Origin of the sequence: Arthrobacter agilis, assembly GCF_002953615.1 — a bacterium.
Lineage (GTDB): Bacteria > Actinomycetota > Actinomycetes > Actinomycetales > Micrococcaceae > Arthrobacter_D > Arthrobacter_D agilis_B.
This window is the reverse complement of record NZ_CP024915.1, coordinates 98,465-110,254: the sequence shown is the minus strand read 5'-3', so window position 1 is coordinate 110,254 and position 11,790 is coordinate 98,465. Positions and strand designations below refer to the sequence as shown.

13 protein-coding genes and 1 pseudogene are annotated in these 11,790 nt (G+C 64.0%); 4 read left to right on the top strand and 10 right to left on the bottom strand.

The genetic code is table 11. From position 1 onward, the window contains the following. Window positions 1–184: 184 nt before the first annotated feature. Together CVO76_RS17580 and CVO76_RS00515 are read right to left on the bottom strand one after the other, a co-directional pair. Window positions 185–382, bottom strand: coding sequence for a helix-turn-helix domain-containing protein (locus tag CVO76_RS17580; protein ID WP_432206145.1), 198 nt, complete (start codon window positions 380–382; stop codon window positions 185–187). 122 nt (window positions 383–504) lie between these two features. Further along, window positions 505–1,251 (bottom strand): GAF domain-containing protein, encoded by a 747-nt coding sequence (locus CVO76_RS00515; RefSeq protein WP_244186119.1) that lies wholly within the window; start codon window positions 1,249–1,251, stop codon window positions 505–507. Between the two features lie 508 nt (window positions 1,252–1,759). Here CVO76_RS00515 and CVO76_RS00510 point away from each other — a divergent pair. Beyond that, complete coding sequence (locus tag CVO76_RS00510; RefSeq protein WP_208740312.1) at window positions 1,760–2,290, top strand: sigma-70 family RNA polymerase sigma factor; 531 nt, start codon at window positions 1,760–1,762, stop codon at window positions 2,288–2,290. 39 nt (window positions 2,291–2,329) lie between these two features. On the opposite strand, the gene CVO76_RS00505 is transcribed toward CVO76_RS00510, so the two are convergent. The 4 genes from CVO76_RS00505 to CVO76_RS00490 form a co-directional block, all read right to left on the bottom strand. Continuing rightward, window positions 2,330–3,286, bottom strand: coding sequence for a carbohydrate ABC transporter permease (locus CVO76_RS00505; RefSeq protein WP_208740311.1), 957 nt, complete (start codon window positions 3,284–3,286; stop codon window positions 2,330–2,332). After that, the gene (locus CVO76_RS00500) at window positions 3,283–4,239 is read right to left on the bottom strand and encodes a carbohydrate ABC transporter permease (protein WP_208740310.1); all 957 of its coding nucleotides are present in this window, start codon (window positions 4,237–4,239) and stop codon (window positions 3,283–3,285) included. The genes CVO76_RS00505 and CVO76_RS00500 overlap by 4 nt, the downstream gene beginning before the upstream one ends. Window positions 4,240–4,302: 63 nt before the next feature. Continuing rightward, window positions 4,303–5,697: an ABC transporter substrate-binding protein gene (locus CVO76_RS00495; RefSeq protein WP_208740309.1), complete on the bottom strand. Its 1,395-nt coding sequence runs from the start codon at window positions 5,695–5,697 to the stop codon at window positions 4,303–4,305. 477 nt (window positions 5,698–6,174) lie between these two features. Then, on the bottom strand, window positions 6,175–7,215 hold the full coding sequence (locus CVO76_RS00490) for an AAA family ATPase (protein WP_133081759.1): 1,041 nt from the start codon (window positions 7,213–7,215) through the stop codon (window positions 6,175–6,177). A gap of 254 nt (window positions 7,216–7,469) precedes the next feature. On the opposite strand from CVO76_RS00490, the gene CVO76_RS00485 reads away from it, so the two are divergent. After that, on the top strand, window positions 7,470–8,645 hold the full coding sequence (locus tag CVO76_RS00485; RefSeq protein WP_208740308.1) for an FAD-dependent monooxygenase: 1,176 nt from the start codon (window positions 7,470–7,472) through the stop codon (window positions 8,643–8,645). A gap of 70 nt (window positions 8,646–8,715) precedes the next feature. Beyond that, a complete protein-coding gene (locus CVO76_RS00480) occupies window positions 8,716–9,129 on the top strand; it encodes a VOC family protein (RefSeq protein ID WP_133081762.1) in 414 nt (137 codons plus the stop codon). A gap of 266 nt (window positions 9,130–9,395) precedes the next feature. Here CVO76_RS00480 and CVO76_RS17185 read toward each other — a convergent pair. Then, window positions 9,396–9,464, bottom strand: a pseudogene (locus tag CVO76_RS17185) (hypothetical protein); the annotation flags it as partial. 81 nt (window positions 9,465–9,545) lie between these two features. Between CVO76_RS17185 and otsB the strand changes: the two are divergent. Beyond that, a complete protein-coding gene (gene otsB, locus CVO76_RS00470) occupies window positions 9,546–10,322 on the top strand; it encodes a trehalose-phosphatase (RefSeq protein ID WP_208740306.1) in 777 nt (258 codons plus the stop codon). Window positions 10,323–10,354: 32 nt separating this feature from the next. Here the strand turns inward: otsB and CVO76_RS00465 are convergent, their stop codons facing one another. The 3 genes from CVO76_RS00465 to CVO76_RS00455 all read right to left on the bottom strand — a co-directional run. After that, a complete protein-coding gene (locus CVO76_RS00465) occupies window positions 10,355–11,113 on the bottom strand; it encodes a DUF7010 family protein (RefSeq protein WP_208740305.1) in 759 nt (252 codons plus the stop codon). Window positions 11,114–11,186: 73 nt separating this feature from the next. Further along, window positions 11,187–11,339, bottom strand: a complete 153-nt coding sequence (locus CVO76_RS00460; protein ID WP_208740304.1) for a hypothetical protein — start codon at window positions 11,337–11,339, stop codon at window positions 11,187–11,189. A 158-nt stretch (window positions 11,340–11,497) separates the two neighbouring features. Continuing rightward, on the bottom strand, window positions 11,498–11,790 hold a 293-nt coding region (locus CVO76_RS00455), incomplete at its 5' end, for an ANTAR domain-containing protein (protein ID WP_208740303.1).

Sequence of the window (11,790 nt, the reverse complement as noted above, 5' to 3'; positions counted from 1 at the left end):
GGGCGCGGCGGGTGCAGCCGGGGATCTCGCTCGCTTAGGCTGAGCCGGTGGCCCGCCCCTACCCGCCAGACCCCGACGAAAGGGGTACCCCGCCGTCACAGCCGAACACGGAACAGTGGGGGCCAATGAGCTGGAGTCCCTGGAGTGCCTATGTGGCAACTGCGCCACCTTCGAGGGTGGGGTCTCAGCCACCCCCGAAGGCATCGCGTTGGATCTTCACCTCAACAGCACACCCCAGCCCGGCTGGCAGGACCGCGCGGTGTCGGCGGAACTCGGATGGTGTGACGCCGACCTGTCTTCTGAAGGCTGTGCTGAAGGAGTAGGCGTTGGTGTAGCCGACGCTGCGGGCGATCTGGGCGACGCTGGTGTCGGGCGTTTGCAGGAGGTCGCCGGCGGGTGTCAGGCGCCAGCGGGTGAGGTTGCTCGTCGAAGGTTCTCCGAGGCTTGCCGAGGATCAAGACGCCCTTGACCGGTGCAGGAAGCGTTGGGGGTGGGAGAGCTCGGTCAGGCGGCGAGTTCGTGTTCGGTGATCTTCGCGAGGCGGCGCAGGGGGTGCTCGTCCGCGTCCGAGAAGGTGCGTGCGTGCTGGTCTATGACACAGAGGGTACCGATGATCCAGCCGTCAGGGCTTCGCAGCGGGTATCCGGCGTAGAAGCGGATGAAGGGCTCTCCGAGGACGAGCGGGTTCCACCGAAAATGTTCGTCGTGGAAGGTGTCGCGGACGATGAGTGGGGAAGGGGTCCGGATGGTGGTGTTGCAGAATGACCGGGCTCTGGGCATGTTCTGCTCCACCGGGCCGATGCCCGACTTCAGGAATTGCCGTTTGTCGTCGATGAGGGTGACGATCGCGGTGCTGACCTCGAAGTGCCGTTGCGCAGTATGGGTGATGCGGTCGAACCGTTCCTCGGGAGGTGTGTCGAGAAGGTTTGTGCGGGTGACGGCGTCGATGCGTGCTTGTTCTTGTTCTGAGTCGGAGAGCAGAAATGCGCCGGAGGCTCCGAGAGAGCGTCGTGATTGTTCAGGAGAATCGCCGGCGGTGTCTTCCTTCAGATAGGGAACCGGCAGAGCTGGTGACTTCCGGCCGAGGTCGTTCACGGTATCGGCGAGTCGATCGCTTTCGCGGGACGGGAGGTCGCCCAGGCCGCTCAGGTACTTGTTGACGGCTTCAGGGGACGCGGCGCCGCCCGAGGTGAGGTACCGGTCCGTGATGACGTCCATCGTCAGCGCCGCAGCGGCGATGGCCTGGATCATCAGCCCTCGCTGCGGTCCTCCACGCATTCCAATGCCTCCACCTGTTCTGCCTGTGCAATTCTGCTCTCGTCGGCGCTGCCTGCCCTGACAATGAACCTGCTCATTGAACCAGTACGCGGGTGCGACGGCACGTCGCCCACTGCGGGATCGACCGCGTCCCGAACAGTATCAGTGCTTCGTGCAGTCATGATGACCTGCATGGCAGGCTGGGCTGGCGCAACCGCGGTGGCCATTGTGACAGCTGAGACTGGTGTGTTCGGTGGACGTGCCGTGGTGGAACAGATTACATTCAGGGCGAAGGGCGTAGCTCTTCACCTTTGGAGCGGCGGCACGAGCGCTCCGGTTCCGGTCTCAGTCAGGAAGCCCCGCCATTTCCTCCACCTTGCCTCTCGCCGTCCGTGGCTCCACTCCCGAACCGCGGAGCTCTTACCGTTCCAGCACCGCTCGTCGCGGCCCATTTCCCGGTGCGGGGGATGCATCACTGGATCTTGCTGCTGTTCTCGTCGCTGTGGGGTCCAAGGATCCGGAGGCTTTCCAGATCTTATACGAGCAGTGCGCGCGCAGGGTCTACGGGATGGTGCGCAAGACACTGCAGAACCCCGACAGTTGCGCGGAGGTGACCCAGGAGGTGTTCCTGATGGTGTGGGAGCAGGGCGATCGCTACCGGCCGGAGCTCGGCCACCCGGTGTCCTGGCTCATGACCCTCGCACATCGCCGAGCGGTGGACCGCCTTCGGATGGACACTACCCGCCGGGCCCGCGATGAGAAGTGGGGGCGACGCAACTGGGACACCGGCTTCGACGAGGTCGCAGAAACAGTCCTGGAACGGGAGAACTCAGCGGATGTGCAGGCCGCCATGTCCGTCCTGTCACCACTGCAGCATCAAGCCATCTCCCTGGCGTACTTCTCTCACCTGACCTACAACGAAGTGGCCGAGCACCTCGGGATCCCCGCCCCCACGGCGAAAACGCGGATCCGCGACGGAATGAGGAAACTGCGCAGGGAATTGGAGACGCAGCACGACAAAGAGCCATCCTGAGCAGGGTCCATCCGGAAGGCCTGCCGGCGAGGTGCGTGGTCAGCCTTTTTCTGCGCCGGCGGTCAGCCCGCCGGTGAGAAGACGTTCTGTCGAGAAAAACACGATCAGGATGGGTAACGTGAGGACCACCGAGCCTGCCATGAGGACGGTCGTGGGGATCTCCGCACTTCCGGACAGTTGCGACAAGCCCAGCGAAACGGTCCAGCTTTCACGTTTCTCCACGAGGAACAGGAGCGCGAAGAGGAACTCGTTCCACGCAATCATGAAGATGAACAGCCCGGTAGCCATGATGGAGGGTGTGATGAGAGGCAGGCTGATGCGGCGGAGCACGCCCAAGCGGCTCAGCCCGTCCACGAGACCGGCTTCCTCGACCGAGACGGGAACCGTCTCGAGGTAGTTGCGCAGCATATAGATGGCGACGGGTACTGTCTGGGCGATGTAGACCAGCACCAGGCCCACGAGAGAACCGCGGAGTCCCAGACGAGTGAACAGGACGAACAGCGGGATGGCCATGACGATGGCAGGAAAGAGGTACGCCGCGAGAAACAGGGCGTTCACCTGCCGGTGCCCGAAGAAGGGCAGACGTGCCACCGCGTACGCACCGGGGACCGCGACGATCAGGGACAGGATGACTGCGCTGATGGCGACGAAGGCGCTGTTGAGCAGGAAGGTCCCGAATCCCTGGCCGCCTGCTGACACGGGGGTGAGTACCTGTTCATAGGCTCTGAGGGTGAACTCCGCAGGTGTCACGATCACGGACGCGGGGTCGCGTAGCAGTGATTCGATCGGCTTCAGGGACAGCAGGACCATGTAGTAGAACGGCAGCAGAGTCACGAGGAGGAAGCCGGCGATCACGACCCACCTCAGAACGGCGAATATCCTCCGTTCGACCGCATAGCGGGTCGGGCGACGCCGGGGCGGTGACGGCGCCGTGCGGCTGGTCGGCGCCGGGGTGCCGTGGGCGTCGGGTCGGGTCTGTGCAGCAGGCGTACTCATAGTCGTTCTCCTCGCTTGCGCAGCAGTGCCATGTAGAGGGCGAGCATCACGATCAGGACCAGGGACAGGATGAGGGACTGTGCTGATGCCGCTCCGACATTGCGCTGCACGGTGAGGAATTCGTAGACACGGACGCTGGCAACGCCCGTACCGGCTGCTCCGCCGGTGAGCAGGAAGATGTCGTCGAATTCGTTGAACGTCCAGATGGTCCGAAGGATCGCGAGGAGGGCGATGACCGGCATGAGTTGCGGCAGGACGATGTAGCGGAAGGACTGAAGAGGGGTGGCGCCGTCCACGAGTGCCGCTTCTTCCGTCTCGGCCGACAGTGCCTCGAGTCGCGCCATCAGGAACAGGAAAGCGAACGGGAAGTACCTCCACCCTTCGAACGCGATCGCGGTCATCAGTGCGGTCGGTATCGGGAACTCCGCACCGAGGACCTCGAGGGTGCGCTGCGCTTCGGAAAGGAAGGGAATGGGCTGTGCCCACCCGAACACTGACTGCCCCGCTTCGTTGACGATGCCGAACTGCGGACTCAGCATGGTGCGCCACACGAAGGTGACGGCGACGACCGGGGCCACATAGGGCAGGAGGAACGCTGCCCGGACGAAGGTCCTGCCTCGAAAGGGCTTGCGCACTGCTATCGCGGCGATCAGGCCCAGGGTGATGGAGAGCAGTACCGAGCCCGCGGTGTAGACGAAGGTCGTACCAAGACTCACCCAGAGCTCGCCCGAGGCGAATACGCGTTCGAAGTTGGCCGTCGTCAGAGGCCGGAACGGACTCGCCGTACCGATTTCCAGCAGCCTCAACTGCTGGAACGCGATCAGTATGGACCACACCAGCGGCAGGACCACGACGGCGAGCACGATGAACAGGGTGGGGGACATCAGGAGGATCCCCGTGCGGGCGTCCCGTTGTGACAGCGTCCGCCGGCGGGACGTGGGAGTCGACGTCATCTCCTGCTCCTCAGTGGTGACCCGTGGCGGACACGCGGTGCACCCATTGCGGGCCCACGAACGTCACTGACCCAGATCGTTCTTCAGCGTCTCGGCCTCGTCCTGGGCCTGGCTCGCCGCGTCCTCGCCGCTGGTGCCCGAACTGACCATGGATGCGATGATCTGCGGGGCGATGAACTGTCCGCTGACCGCCGAGGCCAGCGCGCCCTGGCCCTGGGGGATACCCCATCGCCTGAAACGGTCGGTGCTCTGGGTGATCTCGTCGAGCGTCTCGGCGGGATAGACCGAGGACAGCAAGGCCTTGGTGTCGACGCCGGCCTCCAGTCCCTGCCACGCATCGGCGTACTCGGTGGGATTGTCAGCGGTGCCCGACCGTGCAGGGATTTTTCCTTCGGGGGCGACGGCCAACCAGTCCTGGTATCCGTCGCCCATCATGAAGGTGACCAGTTCCTGCGCGGCGGGCGATGCGTCGTTGAGGATGTTCCACGACACCACCTCGCCGTACCCGGCAGCCTCATCGCCGTCGGGACCCTTGATGGCGGTCACGATACCGGTGTTCTCGGCAAGGAAGGCGGGGTTGTCCGCGCACTCCGGGCACGTGGGCAGGGCGTCGCTGCGCAGCCCTGCGAGTTCGTCGAGCAGGAATGATGACCACACGGTCATGGCCGCTTCGCCCGCGAAGTAGCTCGCTCGTGTGGTGTCCGCGTCCTGGTTGCCGGGCACGGAATAGTCGCGCAGGAGATCCGAGTAGAAGGTGAAGGCATCCTGGCACTGGCTGCTGTCCAGCGTGACGTTGCCGTCGTCGTCCACCAATTCGCATCCGTTCGCCAGCGCGAACTGTTCGAACGTCTGCTGGGTGAACGAATCAGCGGGTGCCGTGGCGGCGACGATGCCGGCCAGGGAATCGGAGTTCAGCTCTTCGGCGGCGGCCTCTATCGCCTCATAGGAGTTCGGGACGTCGAGCCCCGCCTGGTCGAACAGATCCTGCCGGTAGAAGAGGAGTTGAGCGAATGCATCGCTGGGGACCGACAGCTGCTGGTCCTCCGACGAGGTCAGCTCGAGGGAGCGGGCGGAAAAGGTATCCGTACCGAGTTCCTCCACGACCGCTGCCGCAGCCGATGTGTCCAGCAGTCCATCGGTGAAGAGCTGATTCATCCCGTTCAGGGAGAGCGCTCCAATGACGTCCGGTAGCTCACCCGAGGCAGCCGAGGAGGACAGCACGGACGTCAATTGATCTTCCGCAATCGCGACGAGTTCCACCTGGACCCCGGACGATTCGGTGAAGCGATCCATGATGGCCTGCTGGGAAGCCACACGATCCGGCAGGTCTTCCGTCGTCCACACCGTCAGCGAATCAGGATCCGGAGACTCTTCCCCGGATCCTCCCGAGCACGCAGTGAGCGCCACGAGCGTCACGGCGAGGAACGAATACACACCATTGTGTCGTCGCTGCATCATGTCCTCTTCCATCCATAGATTCCGATACAACTTTTTCTCCACCCGGTCGGCTGAACACCGTCCCGCGGACCCGGCAAGGGGTGCGCTCATTCAACACCCAACCGTCGTCGATGGAAACAGCTGCACCAGCATCACGTCTGGGGTCGGCTCAACCAGCCCTGCAACGGACCCGTTGGCGGAGGGCGTGCGGCACTTCGACGCGCCCGTGTCGAAGCACTTCCGCGGCCACGCTTCGACTGTTGATGGACTCGACGCTTCAGAGGTGAATCGACGGAGACAGCGCTGCTGCCGACAGGTCGAGGAAGTCTCACCGCTCTCCGTCCAGCGGTACGGAATCGGAAGAGACGACGGCTGGTTCGTGCTGGGCCGATCGACGATTGGTTTCTGGCTTGCAGTGGCGGTTCGATGGGGGATGGCTGGACGATGAACCGGTAGAGGACGAGGATCCCTGGGATTGAACCTGGCGGTCCTTGCCGGCTACGGCCAGGTCCGCCAGTTCCACCAGTGCGTCGGCTCCGGCTCGGGTCGGGGCTCCGGCTCCGGCTCGCCGCCCAGCGCCTGCGCAGCCTCGACGAGATCGTCCGCGGTGAGCGTCATGACGTCCTCCCGGTCGAGCGCATCGAAGTCGCGGCCCTCATCGAGTGACAGCCTCAGCGCCTGCCGGTTGAGCGCCTGCTCGAACAGCGTCCGGGCAAAACGGGCGTTGCCCGAGTCCTCACCGACATGGAGGCCTGAGAAGATGCGACGCAGCATGTCGTCAGCCCCCGGCGCCAGGACGTACTCGTGCTGGGCGAGCATCTGGTGGAAGATCGTCTGGAGCGCGTCGATCGAGTAGTCCGGGAACGTTATCTCCCGCGCGAAGCGCGACCGCAGGCCGGGATTCGACAGGAGGAACGCCTCCATCAGCTGCGGGTATCCGGCCACGATGACCACGAGGCGGTGACGGTGATCCTCCATCCGCTTGAGCAGGACCTCGATGGCCTCAGGACCGAAGTCCATGCGGCCGTCCTCCGGGGTCAGGGCGTACGCCTCATCGATGAACAGGACGCCGTCCAGGGCACGCCGGATCACGCGGTCCGTCTTGATGGCTGTCGCACCGACGTACTGCCCCACAAGGCCGGACCGGTCCACCTCCACGAGATGTCCCTTCTGCAGCAGCCCGACAGCGCGGTACATCTCGGCGAGGAGCCGCGCCACGGTGGTCTTGCCGGTACCCGGGTTCCCGAGGAACACCAGATGCTGGGAGGTAGCGACCTCCGGCAGGCCGTGGGCCTTGCGACGGGCCTGCACCTGCAGGAGGGCGACGAGCGCTCGCACCTGCTCCTTGACGGTGTCCAGCCCGACCAGGGCGTCGAGTTCGGCCTGCACCTCGGCCAGCGGGCGAGCGGGACCGGGGCGCGCCGGGAAGTACTCGCCGCGCAGGTCCTCGACGCGGTCCGACCCCGAGGATTTGAGCTGGTCCGTGAGATGGCCGAGCGTCTCGCGCAGGTCATCGAGTGGATTGCGGCTTGGGGCCATGAGTATCTCCTGAGCGACGGAAGAGCAAGGAGTGGATGGATTGCGGTGAGTGCCTGACGAGTTGCCGCGGAAGCGGCCCATGCATCGATTCGTCGGGATTGCGTCCAAGCTACCGCACCCGGACTGCGAGCAGGAGCGCGGCTATCGTTCGAGGTGAGAGCTTGCTGCTCTGCTCGCTCAGCGTTCCCGTGACCGTGATCGGAGGCTGCTCGGCGTAGGCTCCGGTTGGTGGAGGCAAGCGGAAGGGTGTTGTCATGACGGTAGAGCACCATGCAGTAGTTGTCGGGGGAGGCATTGCAGGTCTGGCTGCGGCGGTATCCCTTCTGCACGAGGGCCGGAGGGTGACCGTGCTCGAGCAGGCGCGAGCCTTCACCGAGGTCGGTGCAGGCCTGACAATCACTCCTAATGGGATGTCGGCACTGGCATCCATCGGCGTCGACACCGCTGTCCGCGATGCCGGTTACCGGGTGCGGATGGCCGGTACCACCGATGAACACGGCTCATGGTTGCTGCGCGTACCGCGTGCGTCCGGCTCGACCCAGGAGGTCTACGGGATCCACCGACAGGACCTCCATGGCTCGCTGCTGACCGCTGCTCGCGGGGCCGCGTTGATGGGCGGTACCCGCGTCGTCTGCGTCGCTCCGGGTACACCGGGCGGAGCCACGGCGCGAGTGGACTGTGTCAGCGCGAAGGGCACCGTATCCTACGACGCCGATCTCGTCGTCGGGGCTGATGGTCTTCGCAGCACTGTCAGGGGCCTCGTTGCTCCTGGAACAGGGCCCCGCTTCAGTGGCAAGTCGTCATGGCGCGGAATCGTCGCCGACTCCGCGCTTGTGACCGAGGATTTCATCGTCAGATGGGGCCCGGGAACAGAGTTCGGAGCGGTGCGTATCGGAGCTGCCCACGTGTACTGGTACGGGTACACCTCTTCGAAGGAAGGCCATCGTCGGCCGGATGAAAAGGCCGCCGCCATGCACCATTTCAGGAACTGGGCGGACCCCGTACGACCCCTCATCGAACTCACCCCGGGCGATCGAGTCATGCGTCACGACGTCTACGACCTCCCCCCGAACCTTCGGACCTACATCTTCGGACGGGTGGTGCTCATCGGCGACGCGGCACACGCCATGATCCCCACCATGGGGCAAGGAGCGAACTCCTCCCTGGAGGACGGCGCATGCATCGGGCTTCTGATCGGTCGACCCGCCAAGGAGGGAGTGCCCCTGCAATCCGCTGTGCGCTCTTTCGACGCAGTCCGCCGCCCGCGCACCCAGAATATGATCCGCCGATCGCGCAGCGCCGGGCAGGTCGGAGCTGACCTGCAGAGCAGGATCGGTATCACTGTTCGGAACACCCTGATGAGGGCGGTGCCTGCCGGACCTGCAATGAAAGCAGGCGCCTCGGTCCTCACGTGGAAAGCCACGGCCTGAGCACGCACACGTCACCGGCGGTGTTCTCCGAAGATCACAACTCGTGTCGGTCGAACGTTAGTCTCGGCTCATGACCGGATTCCCTCGGATACTGCAGACGGTTCTCGATACGACCGATGTGCGAGGGCTGGCGGAGTTCTACCGACAACTCCTCGGGTTCCAGTACCGGCCAGGAGACGAGCCCGCGGATGAGGGCACGCGTGATGATGTCGATTGGCTCGTTCTCACTGACGGGCAGGGAAACAGCACCCTCGCTTTCCAGCAGGTCGACCACCTGGAGCGGACGACCTGGCCCAGGCCCGATGTGCCGATGCAGATGCACCTCGATCTGACCGTTCCTGACCGGGAAACGCTCGAGCATCACCATTCCAGGGCACTGGCACTGGGTGCAGAGCTTCGGTTCGATCGTACGGACGACCCGAACGAGCCGTTATACGTCTACGCCGATCCCGCTGGTCATCCGTTCTGCATCTTCGTAGCCTGAGCGAGCATCAATGTTCGTCCGTCAGGTGGACATTCTCGTCGTGCATGTGGAGCGCCTCGAAGTGCGCAGGTCGAAGCAGGCCGCTGAGTGAACGGCACACAAATCCTCAGAGTGCTCTTGCGATCAGGATGATGAGGGGGCAGGTGTCGTCGAACGGCGTCCGCATCCAGGTCCCGTAGGTGGCCTCGATATCGAAGCCTGCTGCGTGGAACGCTTCCGCTGTCACCCAGGATCCACTCGACGGTGTCGGCTCCCTCCCTGTGCTGTGCGTAGGAGAGCATGGTGGGCGACGGGTCCACACTCACGACGTCCCGTCCTTCACCTGCGGGAGTCACGGTGAATATGCCCGTTCCGCATCCCGGATCGAGGGTCGTCCACGCGAATGGTGAGTGACGCCGTCGGTCTAGGGTGGATACATGGACCTGGAGACCTCCGTAGTGCAAGCTCTGGCGACGAACGAGAGCGCCGGGTTGGTGATGGACTTCGACGGTGTCCTCTCCCGGATCACCGATGATCCTGATGCCAGCGAGCTACTGGACGGTACCGAGGAGATCCTCAGGAGTCTGGCGACCAAGCTGTCGGTCGTCGCCCTCCTCTCCGGACGCCCGGCCGGCTTCCTCGCTGCGCGGGCAACCATCCCAGGGGTAGAACTGTATGGTTCCTACGGTCTCGAACACCTCACCGATCACGGCATCGAGGTCGTTCCCGAAGCGCGACAGTGGATGACCGCCGTCGAAGACGCCACCGCGGTGCTGCACCGGGAGTTGGACGGTGTCGAGGGTGTATACGTCGAAGACAAATCGCTCGCAGTCGCCGTTCACTGGCGGCGTGCACCAGACCGCGATGTCGCGACGAAGTTGGTCACTCCGCTCCTTCAGGAAGTGATCGACACTCACGCGCTGCGGCGCGAACCCGGCAAATTCGTGGAGGAACTCCGCATGCCCCTGCAGCAGGACAAAGGCACAGCACTCCGACGCATCATCAGTACCTGGAGACTGCAGACCGTCGCGTACGCGGGTGATGATCGGGGCGACCTGCCTGCCTTCGACGTGACAACCTCAGCAGGGGGCTACACGCTCGTCGTCGATGGCCCTGACATGGCTCCGGACGTGAGCAGACTACCCGGTGCCCACTTCGACGGCCCCGAGAAGTTGCAGTCATGGTTGCAGCGACTCGACAATGCCATCCAATAGCGAGCGGGAGAACCCAGCGGCATCAGTGCCTGCTATCGATCATTTCCCGGTCGCGGGCCCGCGAACATCCCCAGACTGTAGGCAAGCAGAATGAGCGACATCATGAGCCCAGCTCCCACCGCCGCTGTCAGTGCGCTGGTTCCTGTGCCGATGAGCAGACCAGCACCACCGAGGAGGGCAAGGACTGAACCGAGCGTGTAGAACATGCGTTCCCTGAAGGCCCAGGCGAAGGGTATGAAGTGGAGACCGACGACCAGGGCGATCAGCGCGGGCTGAAGTTCTGGTTTCCCCAACGATGTAAGCCGTCCCGTGCCGAAGGCTATGAGCGCGAATTCCATGATCACGCACAGCAGGTAGATCCCGATGTGCCGACCACGAGGAGCACTGAACGGGCCGAGGAAACGCGGAGAGGCGAAGAGGAACCAGAGCGTACCGGTGATTGCAGCGATGACCAGGATGCGTGCGGCCACCGTCGTGAACTCTGCGAATCCCGGCGTGTACGAGAAGACGAAGACACCTGCACCGAACAATCCGATCAGGGTTCCCCATCGCCTCGGGTCGATGAAGCGGGGAGGTGAGTCGACGGGAGATGACGTCGTGCTGCTGTTGCGGGCCACCGGACAACCTTTCGTAGGGGAGCGGACGGCACGGAATGCGTCGATCTCGTGGTCGGGAGCGACATTCCAGTTGCGGTCTCTTGCCGTCGTGATCAAACCGAGGAGCTGGATCGACGACTGGTTCCCGGACGTACCGGATCGTTCGAGCCACTGTGGCTCGACGATGGTCGTCATGGCTCACCCTAGCCCTCGGCTACTGATGGCGATCAGTAGGTTGCGCAGCGTGGATCGGACCCCATCGTCCGACCTACTGCTTGGAACGCTGTTCCTTGGACCTGTCGATGTAGTGCATCACGACCGCACACGCCACCACCACGATGACGGCCGCCACGCCTATACCTGTGATCAGGAGTGCAAGGTTCTCCGGTAAGGCGCTCGTGTTGATCCGGGTCGGGTTCATGAAGCGATCCAATCCTGAAAGGGCCCCTTATACAAGAACGCGGTACAGGCAGGCCCAGTAGGCGTGGAGTCGACAGCTTCCAGGACACCCCAGGAGCCGGCAGTCCGCCGTCGAGCACCGGTGAAGTGCCAGGTCCCGGAAGGAGTGGGTGGGACAGTTCAGGGTGTCGGCAACAGATCCAGCAATGCCCGGGCAAGGAGTTCAGGCCGGCTGTGCTGGTTGAGGTGGTGAGTGCGATCGATGATGTCCTGCGAGATGGCGATCACCTTCCGGTTGGTCAGCTGACTCCGCTGCCTGATCCGATCGAAGGCTTCAGATGCTGTCAGCCCGCCTCGAGCCATCAGAATGCCCTTGGCTTGCTCGATCACGCTGCGCTTCACGGCCGACGCGGCTACCGCTTCATTCGCCAATCGGTGCGTATCCGTGTGGATGGACCTGGTCAGATCCACGA